This is a genomic window from Corynebacterium tuscaniense DNF00037 (assembly GCF_000759055.1).
GTDB lineage: Bacteria > Actinomycetota > Actinomycetes > Mycobacteriales > Mycobacteriaceae > Corynebacterium > Corynebacterium tuscaniense.
Genome location: NZ_JRNG01000004.1, coordinates 1 through 17,266 on the forward strand (window position 1 = coordinate 1; position 17,266 = coordinate 17,266).

The following is a 17,266-nucleotide window of genomic DNA, read 5'->3' on the forward strand; positions in this document are numbered from 1 at the left end:
CTCGTCCCCAATCCCCGGCTGTACGGGTTGCACTGGGGTGACAGAGCAGGCAGCCAGTGTCCCTGCCACGATTGCCAGCACCGTCGCGCCCTTTGCAAAAGTAACTCTCATTACAGGTACTCCTGAATTCTCGGCCGAACACCCAACCACGCCATGAGGAAAGCCAAAACCGTCAACACCATCACGCCTGGTGCGACGCTGTCTGAGGCTTTCAAACTGTTGGTGATGTGCGTGCGCAGATCCGTTCGCGACTGGGAGATCAGCTCCGCCAGACCCTTATCCAAGGTTTGGAAGGAGGAGGCGGTGGACGGGGAGGCGTCCACAAGCTCTTGCGATGCTGCGATATCCACGGCCCGCGCGTAATCGCCTTGCTGCAGCGCAGCCATCATGCGTGAGTGGGAGACGCGCCAATCCGTCAAAGCACGACGAGTGGTGGCCACGCGCTCCGGGTCCGCAGTGGGCGCAACTGCATCCAACGCCCCGGTCACCTCGTTCGCCGTGTCGCCCATCTCCGGACCAGAACGCCCACCTGTCCGGCGCGTGAGCAGAGTCAACGTCTCGGTCGTGCGTGTTTCCTGCGCAGTAATGCGCGCGCTGGTCAGCTGCTCGAACTGGTCGCTCGCAGCCTCAAATCCGCGTGTACCCGCCAGCCAGGATGCTGAGTTCGCGCTGATCACCCACACTGCCGCCGCAAGCATCAACGCGGTGGACATCAGGAACCCACGGTTCAAGCGACGCCGGAACATTCGCCACAGCACCCACTGCGTAAACACCAGTGCAGCAATTCCAGCGAGCAAGCCGGACAGTGGGAACAGCTGCGGCAGGGTCAGCCGCCGCATCTCCTCATCCACCTGGTCGCGCGTGATATTCAGCAGGCGCTCTGCTTTAGTCAACATCGTCTCACGCATCAGGGTGGACGCCTGCGTCATGTACGCCACGCCCAGCGGGTTACCCACGCGCTGATTCGCCTGTGCACGCTCCATCAGCCCGGTGTACTGCGGCAACATCCGCTGAATATCACGGGTCAGCTCCTGCACTTCTGCGGCATGCTCCGAGTGATCGCCGGCTAACGCACTACCGCGCACGACCTCATCCGCGGCGATAACGGCTTCATCAATCGTGGCCACATACCGCCGGTGTGATTCCGCGGTCTGCAGACCCGGCTGCACAAAAGACGTGGTGGCCAATGTATCTGCCTGGCTCAAACTGGTGTACAGGGTGTGAGCCGAATTACTGGTGGGCTCGGTGGCATTCAGTAGAGTCTCTAGAGCGTTTTCTCGCGATTGTCCCGATTGGCTCATTGCATAACCACTGGCCAAGAGCATCACGCTCAGCACTATCATGAGGGCCAGAAGCCGGCCCAGACTAGTGCTGAGGAAGTTCCACGCGTCCTCCAGCCACCGGCCGGTGCCCCCCAAGGATTCGTAGAACTTGTCCCGCAGACCCTGCAGGCCCGTCCGTGACGGTGCATCTTCGAGGGAATCTAACCACGCATCCTCATGTTCTTGGAGGTCCGCCTGGGGCCGGGACTTCCGGGGGCTAAACCGCGGTAACCGCACGCGGGAGCCACCTCCCGCATTGTCCCTGGCCTGACCGGCCGCCTCCGTGCGCGCCATTGCCCCAGAATACAATGCTTATGTGACAGGTGGGGCACAACAACACTCGCAGGTAGGGTAGCGCGTATGGAAGGTGACGGAAACGGTTGGGTCGAAGGCCCACACGGCAAACAGGTATGGGGCAAGCACGGTGCAGCCGGACTCTTTCTCCGCGCCGGGAACACGGTCCTTCTACAGCACCGCGCGCATTGGGTTGCGGACGGAGGCACGTGGGCTTTGCCCGGCGGGGCCCGTGACTCCCACGAAACGGTCGAGGAAGCAGCCCTGCGCGAAACAGTCGAGGAATGTGGAATCGACCCAGCTCTCGTGCTTATTGACGCCGCCGTGGTCACCGCCGGCACACCCCCCGGCTGGACCTACACCACTGTCCTCGCTCGCACCACCACCGGCGAGCCCATCCCACTTGAACCAAACGCTGAGTCTATGGAACTGCGTTGGGTTCCGCTGGAGGAGATTAGGAAGTTTGAGTTGCATGCGGGGTTTGAATCGTCGTTAAGCAAACTTCTGTGGCACGCTGAAAACCATGATCGAAGTTAACAGCCTGACGAAGGAGTACGGCAAGGTCCGCGCTGTCGACGACCTGACGTTCACCGTCGAGCCGGGCGTAGTCACTGGATTTCTCGGACCGAACGGCGCAGGTAAATCAACCACGATGCGCATGATCCTCGGCCTCGACACACCCACCACAGGCACCGCGCTTATCGACGGCACCCCCTACCGCTCCCTCTCCAACCCCCTCAACAAGGTGGGAGCGCTGCTGGATGCGAAAGCTATCCACCCGAACCGCAGCGCCCGCAACGCCTTGCTGTGGGAGGCGCAAGCCTCCGGCATTGACACCTCCCGCGTTGATGCGGTACTGGACCTTGTTGGCCTGACATCCGTGGCAAACAAGAAAGTCGGCGGGTTCTCACTTGGCATGGGGCAACGCCTCGGCATCGCCGCCGCCATGCTCGGCGACCCCGAATACCTCATCCTTGACGAGCCTGTTAACGGCCTCGACCCCGAAGGCATCCGCTGGGTCCGCGAACTCCTCCGGCGCTTCGCCGCCGAGGGGCGCACGGTCCTCGTGTCCTCCCACCTGCTCGCTGAGATGGCACAAACCGCTGACCACCTCATCGTGATTGGCAAGGGCCGCCTCGTCGCCGCCGGCTCCGTCCACGACTTCATCAAGGAAAACTCCGTCCTCACCACCGTTGTGCGGACCCCGCACCTGGCCGAATTTAGTGCCGCGTTGGAATCCGAAGGCATCTCTTTCACCCAAGGCGTGGACCCAGAGGGTCGCCCAACTATCGAAGTGGCGGGAAGCTCCTCCGAACACATCGGCGCCCTGGCTTTCTCCACCGGCGTCATGCTCAGCGAACTTACCGAGCGCCGCGCCTCCCTCGAAGACGCCTACATCCGGCGCACCGAGGGTGCCGTGCAGTACGCCGCAGCAGAACTCGCGGGCGGGCGGGCACCGGCCCCTTCAGCCCCAACTGCTCCGGCCCCGGCGGCCCGGCCCGCTCCAACTGCTCAAGATCTTCAAGGAGGCGCGCACCGTGCTTAACACCATCATTTCGGAATGGACCAAACTCCGCACAACCGCCTCTTTCTGGTGGACGTCCAGCATCGCTATTGCCCTGAGCATCGGGTGGACCATCCTGATGGCATCCCTTGACTCTCCTGATACGCCTTCTTATGGCGGTGCCTTGGTCGTCGCTGGCTTTGTCAGCTTCGGCCTGCTCACGCTCATGATCCAGGCAGTCATGGTGGTGACTACCGAATATCGGTACAAGGTCAGCGCCACCAACATGACGCTGACGCCTCAACGCTGGAAGGTCGCATTGGCCAAACTCGTTGTATACGGCGGGTACGCGACAGTACTGTCCTTCCTGATCCTCGCAGTCAGCTTCGTCATCGGTGACCTGATTGCCACCAACCCCATCGGTTGGGCCTCCAACGAATTCACCCGCCGTTCCCTCTGGGCTGTCCCACTAGCCACCTTCGTATCAGCGCTGCTTGTGCAGGGAATTGGTTGGATTGTGCGCCAGACCGCCGGCGCTTTGGTGGTGTACCTGGGCTGGCAGTTCGCTGTCGAGCCGCTCATTGCGTTCCTACCCAAGGTGGGCCAGGAAATTCAGGCCTACGCACCGTTTAAGAACCTGCAGCACTTCACTACTAACATTCCTAACCCCGGCCCGCAGCCGGGAGTGGATGCCCCCATTGAACTTTGGCAGTCCCTGCTTCTTTTCGGCGTGTGGGCTGTGGTGCTATACGGCATCGGTTTGCTGTTGCTGGAGAAGCGCGACGTCTAGCCTTGGTTATGGTAAGCGTGAAGGACTTTGAAGGTGCCCACGCCTGCTCGCACTAAAAGACCAGGTCAATAGTTGTGTTTTACCAACCATTGGTCTGAATGGTGTCAAATCCTTCACTCATCATTGCGAGCCTCTACTGCACCGCCGACGTCAACTTCATCACATTATCGATGTAGCGGCGGGTCCACGGGCGCTTCTTCCATTCCTCGAGCGTGAGTTGGTGGGAGACGGAGAGGTATGAGGCAGCGAGATCACAAAGCTGGGTGATCAGGGGGCCCTCGAGGACAAACAGACTGTTCTCGTAGTTGAGGGAGAAAGAACGCATGTCCATGTTGGAGGAGCCGACGATGGCGATTTCGTTGCGGTGATCGCCGGGATGGGTCCAGATGGCAGGGTCCGCGATGGCGAACTTGGTGTGTAGGACGTACGGGGCAGGGAATTGCCAGATGTGCACGCCGGCCTCGAGAAGCTGCTGGTAGTAGGCGGATTGAGCATGGTGGACCATGAATTGGTCGGCCCTTTCGCCGACCAGCAGATCAACGCGAACGCCCCGGTAGCAGGCGGTAGTGATGGCTTCCAACATGGAATCATCGGGAACGAAGTAGGGGGAGCAGAGCACCAAGCGTTGGCGGGCGTGGTGGATGAGGGTGTTGAACATCCTCAGGTTTGGTTCGGTGTTGTAGCCGGGGCCAGACGGGATGAGTTGGAGGATGTTTTGGTCGTGGTCGGCAGTGTCATCATCAAACGGGGCGCGGATGGACAGGATTTCATCGGCCTCTGTGTACCAGTCCACGGCGAACATGGTTTCCAGGGAGGCGACGACAGGTCCGGTGAGTTCGATGAAGGTGTCCACCCATTGGCGGGCTTTCCGCACGTGACTGGGCATGAGGTAGGAGCGGTCGATGAGGTTGAAGGAGCCCATGAAGGCCACACTGTCGTCAATGATGAGCAGCTTGCGGTGGTTGCGCAGGTCCGGGCGCCGGAAGGTGCCTCGGAGGGGCTGGAGAGGCAGCATGAGGTGCCAGTCAATGCCGGCGGCGGTCATGCGTTTTTTGAAGGCGCGGAAGCCGGGGTATTTCTGGGAGCCGATGTGGTCGAGCAGCACACGCACGGGCACCCCACGGTCCACAGCGCGTTCCATGGCTTCCCACACGGGTGCGGTGGTGGAGTCCCAGGCCATGGCATAAATCTCTACATGGACGTGGCTTTCGGCGGTATCGATGGCTTCGGCTAAGCGCCGCATGGTGGCTTGGTAGTCGGTCCACACCGCTTTGACGTGGCCATCCAGTGCCGGGAAGCCGGTGAGTGTGCGGTTGAGGTGCGCCATGGATGCCACCTCATCTGTTACGGACGCGCCGGCGGGGTAGTCGGGGAAGTCCTCGTGGACGTCGTTGAGGATCGCGTTAGCTTGGCGCTGGATACGGTGGCGTCGCCGGGATAGAAACGTTGAGCCGAGAAAGAAGTACAGCGGCAAACCCAAAAACGGGATGAGCAGAATGACCAGCAGCCACGCGTTCGCGGATGAGGGTTTCCGGTTCTCCGGGATCACGCCGATCACGGCGAATTTGATGGTGTAGTCAATCACCATCAGGACGAGTTGGAGGGTGGAGAGGCTCATCGGACTTCGTCAATAAGCAGGGCGCTCAAGTCATAGTCAGCGATGACTGGCGCGTGGTCGGAGGCCTTCTCACCGGCGCGCTCTTCAAGGTCAACCCATGCGCGCGCGGGGAGCTGTGGCGAGGCGAGCTGGAAGTCGATGAGCATGCCCTCGCCACGTTGGAACCGCATGCCTTTGTAATCGAAGTAGGAGTACGGTTCTTCGTGTTTTACCTGTGTCAACCCGAACTCTACGACACGCTGGAAGGCCGCGCGCTCGGGTTCGGTCACGTGGGTTTTGCCTTCAAAGAATGCGCGCTCCCACACGTCTTTGTCTGTGGGGGCGATGTTGAAATCTCCGCACAGCACCTGCGCTTTTTGCTTATCCGCGACCTCCCCCAACCTCCACAAAAACTCCAACTTGTAGTCGTAGTGGCGGTCCGCGATCTCCCGGCCGTTAGGGACGTAGAGGCTCCACACCTCCACCCCGTTGCACGTGGCACCTACCGCGCGGGCTTCCCGGTTTTGGGGTTTGGCCGGGTCCTTGTCAAAGCCGGGTTGGTTGGGGAAGTGGTGCTTCACATCTTCCAGGCCGACGCGGGAGATAAGCGCCACGCCATTCCACTGGTGGTAGCCCACGTGTGCCACCTCGTAGCCGACGGCCTCAAATGCCGAGTAGGGGAACTTGTCGTCCGAGCACTTCGTTTCCTGCATGGCAAGCACGTCAATGTCGTTGCGCTCCAGGAATGCGACAGCGCGGTCGACGCGCGTGCGCACCGAGTTGATGTTCCACGTGGCAATTCGCATGGGCACTAGCCTAGATCACAGCGCGCGTATCGGTGCCGGTGGTGCTCGTTGAATCCCAGTTTGGTGTACAGGCCGATGCCGGCATCGTTGCTGGCCAGCACCTGGAGGTACGCATCGGTGGCTCCTTGGCGCTTGCCCCAAGCGAGCATCTCCGCCCCGAGTTGGGTGCCCAGTCCGCGGCGCCTGAACGCCGGTGCCACCTCGACGGCGGAGTAGCCGAGCCACACCCGGCCGTCGTCAGACGAGGTAATGGTGCCGCGGGTGACGGCCACGGTCTCGCCTTGGTGGGTGAGGCGGCCGAAACCGAGCTCGCCCTCAATCTCATCGGCGAGTTCCGCCAGCGCTTCCGGTGGCAGTGGCTGCCCGCGGAAGTGGTACATGGCCAGCCAGTCTGCGTCCGGGCGTGGATCGATACGAAACGCAAAGTCTGTTGGCTCCAGCACTGGAGCCGGATCCAACAGCGAGCGCGTCATCACGAGGATCTCCGGGCCGAGGGTCCATTCCGGCCTGCCCTCAATCGCCCGCAGCGCCGGCGCGCCAATCCGCTCTGGGATGAGCAGCTGCGCGGGGAGGCCTTGCTCCCGATAGAACGAAATAATCTGTTCCAGTGGCACCTGCCGGAAACCGCCCGAATGGCCAAGTGGGGTTGCGGAGTTGGAGCGCTCGGCGATGTCGGAGCCGGCGCGGGTAAGCCAGTCGTCGAAAAGCATGCGCGATTGGCCTGGAAACGCGCGGGCATAGGCGGTCTCAACTGCGCGAATATCTGAATTGCGGATGCGGCGCGGGCTCATCCGGCGCACGATCAACGGATCGTCGATGCGGATTGCCTCGGCCTCGGACGGCAACCCGCCCACCTTCTGTGGTCGCACTACAAGTGGGTCTAGCGAGATTACGTGCCCGATCACATCCGTCAAATGCGAACCTGCGCGGCGCCGCACCACCACCCGATCACCCGGGCGTGCCGGGCCCTGACGAAACACCACCGCTAATGCCCGAACGGGTCGGGGTCCGTGCCGGGAAGCCACGTGTTGCCCGCGTGGTCCCAGCCATTGCGCTTCACCGCGCGCTTCGCCTCGCGCTTGTACCGGCCAGTGAGCACGTCAAGGTACACAAACCCGTCCAGGTGGCCGACCTCATGCTGCAGGCAGCGCGCGAAAAAGCCCGTGCCCTCTACCGAGACTTCGTTGCCGTTCTCGTCCAGGCCCGTGACCTTCGCCCACTCCGCGCGGGCCGTGGGGAAGGACTCGCCAGGAACGGACAGGCAGCCCTCCTCATCGTCGTCGCTGGGCATCGTCTTCGGGATCTCACTGGTTTCCAGAACCGGATTAATCACCGTGCCCCGACGCATCGTGTCCCCATCCGGGCAGTGATACACAAACAGGCGCTTGTTCACTCCGATCTGATTAGCCGCCAGACCCACTCCGTGTGCGGCGTCCATCGTCTCGTGCATATCCTCAATGAGCTGCTTGAGCTGCTCAATCGGTTCCGTTACCGGCTCTGTGGGGGTGTGCAAAACCGGGTCGCCGTAAATCACAATGGGTCGGATCATGGGGCCAGTATAAGGTGGGAGCGTGGAGCCATCCGACCTGACCATCCTCGACTTTGCCGCCCGCGCCCCCCGCAGCCTCGGCGCCCGCGAGGAAGCTATCCGCGTTGAGCTCGGCATGTCGCCCTTCCGGTACTACCAAAAGCTCAATTCGCTTATCGACGACCCCTTAGCCCTCGCCGCCCGCCCCCAACTCGTCCGCCGCCTCCAGCGCATCCGCGACCAGCGGGCCCTGGGGTAGGTGTGTGGCGCGATATTTCACTAGGGCGCGTTCGATCCGGGGGTGAGATGTCTTGACAGGTCCTCGACCTGATCAGCGGGAAAATTGGCCGAACCGCGCGTCGCTCGGTGCGTGTAGACCGAGCCACATTAGAGTTTCGTCTGTGACTTATACGAATCCTGGTAGGGGCAACCGAGGTAACTCCGGCAACGACCGCAATAGTGGCCGGGGCAAGGGCTCTGGTCGAGCCCGCGATCTGTATGAGGAGAACGTCATTATCGGGACGGAAACTTATCCGTCAGTAGAAAAGGCCGTGAAAAGCCAGAAGGCTCGCCGAAGGAAGCCGATGGGCGGTTCCTTCGGCGAGCCTTTCGAGGACGTTCACGACGAACCCGTGACCAGAGCAGCTGGCGCAGCCAGGTTTGGGCGCCACAGTCAGACGGATGACGTCGACTTCGAAGACACCGAGGGGTACGAGGACTACGACGATTACGACCAAGACGGCTACGCCGACGAACCCTCCGCTTACGCATCTGAACTAGAAGATGACCGGGGAGGCGTCCTCGCCGCGGGGGCGATAGGGGCGAGCGTGGCTGATGATGGGGCAGCCCGCGCAGGTGCGGGCACAGTGTCCAGCAGTGCGGCGACGGGCAGTGGCGCGGCGCTTGCAGGCGGGGCAACTGCCGTCAGTAGTGTGCCGAAGCGCGGGTTAGCCATGATCCTCATCGCCGTTGCCATTCTTCTCGGCCTGTGGGGCGTGTACGCGATGACGCAGTCCGGCAAGGACGACGGGGATACGGCTGTACAGGAACAACAGAACCAGCAGCAGGACCAGGGTGGACGTAGCCCGGGTGATAAGAGCCGCTATCCGAATACCGGCAGCCCAACAAACCCGGCAAACCCAACTGAAGGCGCCAACCAAGACGGCGCGGACAAGAAGGAGGCCGCGGATAATAACGCCGCCAACAAGGAGCGGATGACGGCGGAGAATGAGACGGTGAACGTCTTCAACAATTCCACAGTCCCGAATCTTGCGGCGGATGTCTCCGGCGCGCTGGAAGGGCAGGGTGCGCGGATCGGTGAGGTGGGAAATATCACCGAGGCGCAGGCGGTTCTGACGGAGAACACGGTGTTCTTCGACCCGGCAACACCGGGGGCAGAGGAGCGTGCCAAGGCGTTGGCGGAGCGTGTCGGGGGCGTCGCTAAGCCAAATGATGGGACGGTGCCGGAGAATGCGGCGAACCCGGGCTCTTTGACGCTGGTGCTCACAGGTCCGGTGTCTTTTTAAGAGCCTGGATTTGTGCGCACGCCCCCGCGTGCCGTATTCAGGAGGAATGACTGTGAACCAGGCCGCTTCTAACCCCAACATGGACCCGTTCCGTGACTTCAACCGGTCGGCTGGCCCAACACTGGGTGTGGAGTGGGAGATCGCCCTTGTTGATCCGCTGAGTAGGGACTTGGTGCCATTTGCAGCGGACGTGATCGACCAAGTGGAGAAGCGGTGGCCCGGCACGCACCTGGAGAAGGAGTTTCTGAAAAACACCATCGAACTGGTCACACCAGTGTGCCAGAACACGGGCGAAGCGATGGCGTACCTGGCGGAAACGAAGGACAAGATCCAACAGGTCACAGATGATATGGGCCTGCAGTTGTGGGCGGGCGGTGGCCACCCGTTCGCGGATTTTCGTACGCAGCCGGTGGGGGATAAGCCGACGTACAAAGAGATCATTAACCGCACGCAGTACTGGGGGCAGCAGATGCTGCTGTGGGGGACGCACGTGCACGTGGGTATCCGACATAAGGATCGGGTGTGGCCGATCATCAACGCGATTATGACAAAGTACCCGCACCTGCTGGCCATCAGCGCATCCAGCCCCGCATGGGAGGGCCTGGACACCGGCTACGCGTCCAACCGCACGATGCTCTACCAGCAGCTTCCCACCGCGGGCATGCCCTACCAGTTCGGCGCCTGGGACGAGTGGGTTGAATTCATGCGCGACCAAACCATCTCCGGTGTTACGTCCCACACGGGTTCCATGCACTTCGATGTCCGCCCCGCCGCCAAATGGGGCACGATCGAGGTGCGCATCTCGGATGCCGCCACGAACCTGCGCGAGCTCGCCGGAGTTGTGGCGCTGACGCATTGCCTCGTCGTGCTTTTCGACGACATGTTGGACCACAACCAGCCCCTCCCCACCCTCCAGCCGTGGCATGTGGCGGAGAATAAGTGGCGGGGTGCCCGCTATGGCTTGGAGGCTGAGATCATCACCAGCCGCGCCACCGATGAGCGCCTGGTTACGGACGATCTGCACGATCTGGTGGATCAGCTGCAACCCATCGCGGAGCGGTTGGGATGTGTGGATGAGCTAAATATCGTCAACGAGATCATCGAGGGCGGTGCCGCCTACCAGCGCCAACGCGCCGTATTTGAGTCCACGGGGGATTGGCGTGGTGCCGTGGACCAGGCGGTGGAGGAGCTTCGTTCAGGCCATCCGTAGGCGTGGAGGCCGAGCTTGTAGGCCGAGCTTGTAGACCGAGCTTGTAGGCCGAGCGAGCTCGGCCTACAAGGACTTGTGGAGGTCGCCCGGGTGCTCGTTGATGGCAATGTCATCCTCATCCCCGTAGAGCCCTTCGCGGCGAGAGACACGGCCGAGACGTTGCGCCGTGACCGGGTTGGTCATAAGTGCGAAGAGGACAAGCAGGAAGAGCATGCCAACGTCGCCACGCTGGCCGACATCGAAATGTTCAGAGCCGACGAGCCGGAAAATAACCCCTAAGATGACCATGATCAGGCCCACGGTCTGCGGTTTGGTCACTGCGTGAATGCGGGCGAGCGTGGTACGGAAGCGGTTCATGCCCACCGAGGCAAAAAACACTTGGAGGGCGCCAGCGACGATGAAGATGAGGGATACAACGTCGGTGATGAAGTCGAGATTCAGCATGGTTACAGCGCACCGTCCCTCTTGCGGAAGCGGGCGACAGACAGCGAGCCGATGAAGCCCAGCATGGCCACCACGAACATGGCGCTGACCACAGTGGTGTCCAGCGTCCAGCAGATGTAGGTAGCCAGAGCACATTGGATCGAAGCGACAATGCCATCCATGGCAATCACGCGGTCCAGCGAATTCGGCCCGATGATCAAACGCCAGGTTGTGACAAAGAACCCGGCCACGAGCAGGATCGCCGCGAAGGCGAGCACGGTGTTATATATCGCGTCATCCATGTTTGGGGCCCTTTCTCTTCTCAAAAATCTCGATCATGGAGCGTTCCAGTTTCTTTACATCAGCCAATGCCTTTTCGACGTCCTTTTGCGTCCCCGCCGACAACACGTGAATGGTCCACGTGCGATTAGCCAGATCAATATCCGTCACACACCCACCGGGCTGAAGGTTATACGCGCAAGTGGCAAAGTACAGTGCCAGCTCTGAATCTAGGCGCATGGGAACCTTGAAGATGGCGCTGCGCGGTGGATCCGCAGGGCGAATGGCCAGCCAAGAGACATTGATGGCAGCGACGACGAGCTGCCCGACCCAGCGGATAACAAAAACAAACAGTTTGGGTAGATCCACCCGGATCCCGCTGATAGGTAGCTTGGGCAGGGGCAGCAGCATCGTGATGGCGGTGCCCAGCAGCAGACCCGCCACGGCATTAGCCCAGGTGAGCTCGCCCATGAGCAGGATCCACATGGCTGTGAGCCAGACGATGAACCACGGGCGGAAGCGGTCAGCGGGGTTACGGCCGAAGCGGCGTTTGGGAGTGAATCGAGTGGGGCTCATCGGGTGGCCTCCTCACCGGTCGTCTTCTCGGCCGGCGTCGGTACCGGAACGGTTGTCACGCCGGGGCTCGGTTCCTGGATGGAGTGGCGGCGGTTGGGGAGGGCATCGGAGTCGTCGTTAAGCGATCCTTGATCGAGCGTCCGGGAGGGGTTCGACCAGTCCGTGCCCAGGACCGCGGTGCGGTAGAGGTTGGTGTCGAAGGAGGAGTCCGCGGCGCGGCCCGTGATCGCAGCGATGGGGCCCGCGAGGAATGTGATGGCCACGGATGCCGCGACGAGCGTAGCAGTGGAGGCGAGCATGCCGGCGGGCACGCGACCGGCGTCCTGGCTATCCTCCAGCGAGACTGTGTCCGAGATGTCCCCGAGTGGGCTGACGCGGACGGAGACGACATTGCCTTCGGGGGCGTCCTTGCGGTCGCGAACGAAGGCTTTGGACCACACGATCATCATCGCGTACAGCGTGAGTAGTGATGTGACCACAGCGCCGATGATGAGCACCCAGGACAGCCACGAACCTTCTTCGGCACCGGCCTGGATGAGCAGCACCTTGCCGATGAACCCGGAAAACGGCGGAATTCCACCCAGATTCAGCGCCGGGATCATGTACAGCAGCGCGATCACGGGGGCGGTATACAGCAGCGAGCCGAGGCGGCGCAGCTGGGAGGAACCCATCTGCCGTTCGATGAGGCTGACCACCAAAAACAGGGAGGTTTGCACCAGAATGTGGTGGACCGCATAGAAGATCGCACCGCTTAAACCGTGGGGAGTGCCCAGTGCGACACCGAAGATCATGTAACCGATGTGGCTGACCAGGGTGAAGGAGAGCAAACGTTTGATGTCGTTTTGGGCGAGTGCGCCCATCACACCAATCACCATCGTGGCCAGCGCCACCCACATGAGCAGGGTACTTAAGGAGCCATCCGGGAACATTGTCATTTTGACGCGGATGATGGAGTACACGCCCACCTTGGTCAACAGCCCCGCGAACACGGCGGTGACCAGGGACGCTGCCGTGGGGTACGAGTCAGGCAGCCACGCATCCAGCGGGAACACTGCTGCCTTGATGCCAAAGGCCACGAGCAAGGTGGCAAAGATCGCGGTGCGGGTACCGCCCGGGATGTCCTCAAAGCGGATACCCGCCTGCGCCATGTTCACCGTTCCCACGGAGGCATACACCAAACCGAGGGCAAACAGGAAGACCATAGACGACGCCATGGACACCATCACGTAGCTGATGCCCGCGCGCACACGCTGGGGTGAGGCACCCATGGTGAGCAAAATGTAGGAGGCAACCAAGAAGATCTCAAACCCGACATACAAGTTGAACAAGTCACCCGCCAGGAAAGACAAGTTCACACCCATAGACAGCAGCATGTACACCGGCAGGAACACCTCAACCGGGTCATTCTCATTGCCGTCCCGGATACCCTGACTGATGGCAAACCACATCACGCAAAACAGCACGATGGCGGACACAAACAGCATGATTCCGGACAACCGGTCCGCCACAAACGTGATGCCAATGGGGGCGTCCCAGCCACCCATCTGCAAGGTCTGAATGCCGGACATGTCCGCCACCAAAATCATGGATGCCGCAACGCCCGCCAGCACCAAGAAAGTAACAAACGCGATATTGCGCTGCAGCCCACGGCGGCCACCAGCCAACAAGATCAGTCCGGCCGCCAGCGCCGGAATGAGCACCGGTAGGGGGATCAGGTAGGGCATGTAGGGCAGCAGGAAGTCAACGTACTGCTCAAAAAGGTTAGGGCTGCTCACGAGGCTATTGACCGCGCTATTCATCGTCGACCTCCTTCACCGGGCTTTCAAAGGACCGGGGGCCAAAGGCATCGCCACTACTACTCATACGGCCGGTCTCCGGGTCATCCGACGCATCCGCGTCCGGAGCCGCCGCCGGAGTGGCGGGGCGGGCTGCAATTGCCTGGTCTTCAGCATCGTGCTCAATCACGTCATCCGTGCGGTAGCGGTACTGCCTGTACATCAGCGCCAAGATGAAAGACACCAGCGCCATGGAAATAACAATCGCGGTGAGGATCATGCCCTGGGCCAGTGCGTCTGCGGATTGCTCTGCCGCAGCCGAATCACGATCCACAATCGGCGGTGCACCGGCCTCCCCGCCTGCCTGCAGCAGCAGGAGATTCGCACCGTTACCAATGAGCATGACGCCCAACAGCATGCGCGTCATCGCCCGGTCCAACATCAAGTACACACCGGCGGCGATCAGAACACCGGATGCGATGAGGAGGAACAAATTCGCTTCCATTACTTCGCCTCCTCAGCATTGGTTGCGGGCACAGGGGTCTTAGTGGCTGTAGCGGCCTTTGCGGCCTTGGACGCCTCACGTGCTCGCCGGCGATCTTCGTTCTTCTGCTGCAGCGCGCGAGCACGGTCGCGTGCACGCTCCTTGCGTTCATCTTCCTCTCGGTCGATCTGGGCGCCAAGGGAGGTCAAGGTGTGCATGGTGGTGCCGACGACGATGGTGTACACGCCGGCATCAAAAAGCAGGGCCGAAGGAATCGTGACCGTGCCGATAAGTGGAAGCACCGGCTCGATGTACCCACTGGTCAGCGGAGGGTAGCCGAAGAACATGGGGATCACCGCCGCCAAACCGGAGAGCAGCAGACCCGCGCCGAGCAGTTTCGACGGATCCACCGGCAGCGCCTCCTCCAGTTCCTCACGGCCACCCGCGATGTAGCGGAGGGTCAGCGCAAGGCCCATGACCAAGCCGCCAGCGAAACCACCGCCGGGGGCGTTGTGGCCCGAGAAGAAGAAGTAAGCGGACAGCAGCACCATCGCCGGGAAGAGCAGGCGGGTGACCACATCCACCATGATGGAGCGGTTCTGCGCCTTCTCGCCCTCCACGCCTGCGGCAAGCCAGCGCGGGCGGTGCGTGGACAGGGTCGGGCGGCGCGAGTCACGCGTGAAGGATTCGGTACGGTAAATCAGGCTGGCCACTCCAGTCGCCGCGATCACCAGGACGGAGATTTCGCCGAGAGTATCCGCGGCACGCAAGTCCACCAGCAGCACATTCACAGTGTTCCGGCCGTGACCGATGTCATAGGCTAGATCCGGCATGAACCGGGAGATCGGCTCGGCAATGCGCGCGGACATCGCCGCGATAGCCACCACCACAACGGAGAAACCAGTGCCCACGGCCAGCCACGCGCGCAGGCGGTTGTCGGCATCACGGACATCCACCTCGGTGGGCAGCTTGCGCAGTACCAGCATGAACACCACCATCACAAGTGTTTCCACCAGCACCTGCGTAAGTGCCAGATCCGGCGCGCCATGGAAGGCGAAGATGACGGCGGAGCCGTAGCCGGTCAGACCCACCAGGATGACCATGGACAAACGATTCCGGATGATCGTCGCGGCAACAGCACAACTAACCATCACCAGCACCGTCATACCTTGCCAGGGGTTATCCCACAGCTTCATGTGCGTATCAGTGGTCCGCCCAAGCACAAGCGCCGCCAGTGGCACCACCAGCAGCACACCGAAAATGACGGCTAGGTTGATGGTCAAGGAACCGCGCTGCGTCGAAGCGGTCAAGCGTAGACTCGCCTGCCGCAGCACCCTCAACATATTGTCCCAAAGATCATCCGCGTCCCCCAATGCCGGACGCTCAAACTGCGTCTTTTTCAGTAGTTCGCGCTGCCAGAAGATCACAGCACCGGTGGCTATGATCACCGCGCTCAGCGCCAGCGGAACAGTGATGCCGTGCCACAGTGCCAAGTCCTGGTGTTCACCCTCCGGGAAACGCACGTGCAAGTACTGGTTGAAAATCGCCGACAGTGGCTTCGGTACCAGGCCGAAAACGATGGTCAACAGTACCAGCAGTGCCGGAGGCGCCCATTGCAGGAAGCCGATGGGTTTCATGGAGGCGACGGCGGGGGACGTGCCGTCGATAAGCTCAATGCTGAGGTCCTGCGGTTGTTTGCGTGCAAAAGCACCCCACAGGAAGTACAGGGAATAGCTCATGGTCAGGATCGAGCCCGCAACGAAACCAACAAGCAGTACATCGCGCGGCATGCCCACCAGCAGCTCCTCATGCAAGGTGGTTTCGAGCACTGCTTCCTTTGCCACAAAGCCCCACAGCGGTGGAATGCCCGCCATCGATGCCGCCGCGAGCGTAGCCAGCACCGCAACCAGCGGTTCCTTGCGCCCCAGCCCCGACAGTTCGCGGATGTCGCGCGTGCCGGAGGTGTGGTCGATCGCGCCGACAATCATGAACAGCGCCGCCTTGAACAGCGAATGCGCGAACACGAGCGCCAGGCCCGCGAGCATCGCCTCGCGCGAACCAATGCCCACCACCGCAGTCATAAACCCAAGCTGTGACACCGTGCCATACGCCAGAATCAGCTTCAGATCACGCTGCTTCAGCGCCATCCAGCCACCCAGCAGCATCGTGAACACGCCCGCCGGAAGCACAACAACGTGCCACACGCTTATCGACGAAAAATCCGGCGCCAACCTTCCCACCACATACACCCCCGCCTTCACCATGGCCGCGGAGTGCAGATATGCGGACACCGGGGTCGGTGCCGCCATTGCGCCGGGCAACCAGAAGTGGAACGGTGCCTGCGCCGACTTGGTCAGCGCGCCGAGCAGGATAAGCATGACAGCCGCGGTGATCCCCGGGATGTTTTCTAAGTTGGTCAGACCCGGGATTTCCGAGAACTTCCACACATTCGTCTGGGTGCCAAACAGGATGATGCCCACCAGCATGGCTAACCCGCCAAAGGTAGTGACCAGCAGAGCCTGCGTCGCCGCTCGTCGTGAAGACGCCCTCTCCCCGTAGTACGACACCAGCAGGAAGGAGAGCACCGATGTAATCTCCCAGAAGATGTACATCATCAAGATGTTGTCCGAGATCACCAGCCCGTACATCACCGCGGCAAACATGGTGAGCTCTGCCGCGAAGATACTCAACCGCCGCGGATTCGAATCAAAATAGCCCCAGCAATACAGCAGCACCAAAGCGCCAACACCCAGGATGATCAGGCCAAACAGGCCGGCGAACGCGTCCAAGCGGAACTCAATATTCAGGTGTATCCCCGGCATCCACGGGTACGTGGCCAGGATCTCACCCCCGTTGCGGAAGGTCCCCGCCGTGAAGTGATACACCAACCAGAAAAACCCTGCCGCGGGCACCAGAGCCAACAAACCAAACGCGGGCCTTCCTAGGGTACGAACTAGGAATGGCGCCGCCGCCGTTGCAGCAATAAGCGCTATGAGCAGGGTGATCACGGTGTCACGGCCCTCCCGAGAAGTTCTGTCATTAGGTTAAGGATGCAGCAGCTATCAAACACACCCTGCCAACTTGGGAAACACGTGAAACCAAATCAAAAGGCGCGTCATGAAGGCGTGGCCAACTCCAGACAGTCTACAGCT

General features: G+C 61.4%; 17 protein-coding genes. 6 read left to right on the forward strand and 11 right to left on the reverse strand.

Translation table 11 applies throughout. The annotated features are described in order from the left end of the window. Positions 1-110: 110 nt before the first annotated feature. Complete coding sequence (locus tag HMPREF2129_RS01325; protein ID WP_034662096.1) at positions 111-1,616, reverse strand: hypothetical protein; 1,506 nt, start codon at positions 1,614-1,616, stop codon at positions 111-113. A 66-nt stretch (positions 1,617-1,682) separates the two neighbouring features. Here HMPREF2129_RS01325 and HMPREF2129_RS01330 point away from each other — a divergent pair, with 66 nt between their 5' ends. Genes HMPREF2129_RS01330 through HMPREF2129_RS01340 form a run of 3 tightly spaced genes read left to right on the forward strand, consistent with a single transcriptional unit; the run spans position 1,683 to position 3,910 of the window. Continuing rightward, complete coding sequence (locus tag HMPREF2129_RS01330; protein WP_034662098.1) at positions 1,683-2,153, forward strand: NUDIX domain-containing protein; 471 nt, start codon at positions 1,683-1,685, stop codon at positions 2,151-2,153. Next, positions 2,140-3,162 (forward strand): ABC transporter ATP-binding protein, encoded by a 1,023-nt coding sequence (locus HMPREF2129_RS01335; RefSeq protein WP_034662100.1) that lies wholly within the window; start codon positions 2,140-2,142, stop codon positions 3,160-3,162. Before HMPREF2129_RS01330 ends, HMPREF2129_RS01335 begins: the two co-directional genes overlap by 14 nt. Beyond that, positions 3,155-3,910 carry an ABC transporter permease gene (locus HMPREF2129_RS01340; protein ID WP_034662102.1) on the forward strand — a complete coding sequence of 252 codons (756 nt, stop codon included), beginning with the start codon at positions 3,155-3,157 and terminating at the stop codon, positions 3,908-3,910. The genes HMPREF2129_RS01335 and HMPREF2129_RS01340 overlap by 8 nt, the downstream gene beginning before the upstream one ends. A gap of 133 nt (positions 3,911-4,043) precedes the next feature. Here HMPREF2129_RS01340 and cls read toward each other — a convergent pair whose 3' ends face one another. The 4 genes from cls to HMPREF2129_RS01360 are packed head-to-tail and all read right to left on the reverse strand — an operon-like array spanning position 4,044 to position 7,862. Further along, complete coding sequence (gene cls, locus HMPREF2129_RS01345; RefSeq protein WP_034662104.1) at positions 4,044-5,528, reverse strand: cardiolipin synthase; 1,485 nt, start codon at positions 5,526-5,528, stop codon at positions 4,044-4,046. After that, positions 5,525-6,313, reverse strand: a complete 789-nt coding sequence (locus HMPREF2129_RS01350; protein WP_034662106.1) for an exodeoxyribonuclease III — start codon at positions 6,311-6,313, stop codon at positions 5,525-5,527. Before HMPREF2129_RS01350 ends, cls begins: the two co-directional genes overlap by 4 nt. A 5-nt stretch (positions 6,314-6,318) precedes the next feature. Beyond that, complete coding sequence (locus tag HMPREF2129_RS01355; protein WP_034662311.1) at positions 6,319-7,293, reverse strand: N-acetylglutamate synthase, CG3035 family; 975 nt, start codon at positions 7,291-7,293, stop codon at positions 6,319-6,321. A 5-nt stretch (positions 7,294-7,298) separates the two neighbouring features. Beyond that, positions 7,299-7,862: a peptide deformylase gene (locus HMPREF2129_RS01360; protein ID WP_034662108.1), complete on the reverse strand. Its 564-nt coding sequence runs from the start codon at positions 7,860-7,862 to the stop codon at positions 7,299-7,301. A gap of 22 nt (positions 7,863-7,884) precedes the next feature. Here HMPREF2129_RS01360 and HMPREF2129_RS01365 point away from each other — a divergent pair, with 22 nt between their 5' ends. The 3 genes from HMPREF2129_RS01365 to HMPREF2129_RS01375 all read left to right on the forward strand — a co-directional run bounded on the left by HMPREF2129_RS01365 (position 7,885) and on the right by HMPREF2129_RS01375 (position 10,577). Next, positions 7,885-8,100 (forward strand): DUF3263 domain-containing protein, encoded by a 216-nt coding sequence (locus HMPREF2129_RS01365; protein WP_034662110.1) that lies wholly within the window; start codon positions 7,885-7,887, stop codon positions 8,098-8,100. A gap of 142 nt (positions 8,101-8,242) precedes the next feature. Continuing rightward, positions 8,243-9,367: a LytR C-terminal domain-containing protein gene (locus HMPREF2129_RS01370; RefSeq protein ID WP_156959210.1), complete on the forward strand. Its 1,125-nt coding sequence runs from the start codon at positions 8,243-8,245 to the stop codon at positions 9,365-9,367. A gap of 79 nt (positions 9,368-9,446) precedes the next feature. Next, positions 9,447-10,577, forward strand: a complete 1,131-nt coding sequence (locus HMPREF2129_RS01375) for a glutamate--cysteine ligase (protein ID WP_034662314.1) — start codon at positions 9,447-9,449, stop codon at positions 10,575-10,577. 63 nt (positions 10,578-10,640) lie between these two features. Here HMPREF2129_RS01375 and HMPREF2129_RS01380 read toward each other — a convergent pair whose 3' ends face one another. From HMPREF2129_RS01380 to HMPREF2129_RS01405, 6 genes are read right to left on the reverse strand one after another with little or no spacing between them, the layout of a single operon-like run. Beyond that, positions 10,641-11,018, reverse strand: coding sequence for a monovalent cation/H(+) antiporter subunit G (locus HMPREF2129_RS01380; RefSeq protein WP_102723551.1), 378 nt, complete (start codon positions 11,016-11,018; stop codon positions 10,641-10,643). Positions 11,019-11,023: 5 nt separating this feature from the next. Then, positions 11,024-11,302, reverse strand: coding sequence for a monovalent cation/H+ antiporter complex subunit F (locus tag HMPREF2129_RS01385; RefSeq protein ID WP_034662115.1), 279 nt, complete (start codon positions 11,300-11,302; stop codon positions 11,024-11,026). Beyond that, positions 11,295-11,855 (reverse strand): Na+/H+ antiporter subunit E, encoded by a 561-nt coding sequence (locus HMPREF2129_RS01390; RefSeq protein WP_052092504.1) that lies wholly within the window; start codon positions 11,853-11,855, stop codon positions 11,295-11,297. The genes HMPREF2129_RS01385 and HMPREF2129_RS01390 overlap by 8 nt, the downstream gene beginning before the upstream one ends. Then, positions 11,852-13,654, reverse strand: coding sequence for a Na+/H+ antiporter subunit D (locus tag HMPREF2129_RS01395; protein ID WP_052092506.1), 1,803 nt, complete (start codon positions 13,652-13,654; stop codon positions 11,852-11,854). The genes HMPREF2129_RS01390 and HMPREF2129_RS01395 overlap by 4 nt, the downstream gene beginning before the upstream one ends. Further along, complete coding sequence (locus HMPREF2129_RS01400) at positions 13,647-14,135, reverse strand: Na(+)/H(+) antiporter subunit C (RefSeq protein ID WP_034662119.1); 489 nt, start codon at positions 14,133-14,135, stop codon at positions 13,647-13,649. The genes HMPREF2129_RS01395 and HMPREF2129_RS01400 overlap by 8 nt, the downstream gene beginning before the upstream one ends. Continuing rightward, the gene (locus HMPREF2129_RS01405; protein WP_052092508.1) at positions 14,135-17,122 is read right to left on the reverse strand and encodes a Na+/H+ antiporter subunit A; all 2,988 of its coding nucleotides are present in this window, start codon (positions 17,120-17,122) and stop codon (positions 14,135-14,137) included. The genes HMPREF2129_RS01400 and HMPREF2129_RS01405 overlap by 1 nt, the downstream gene beginning before the upstream one ends. Positions 17,123-17,266: the final 144 nt, after the last annotated feature.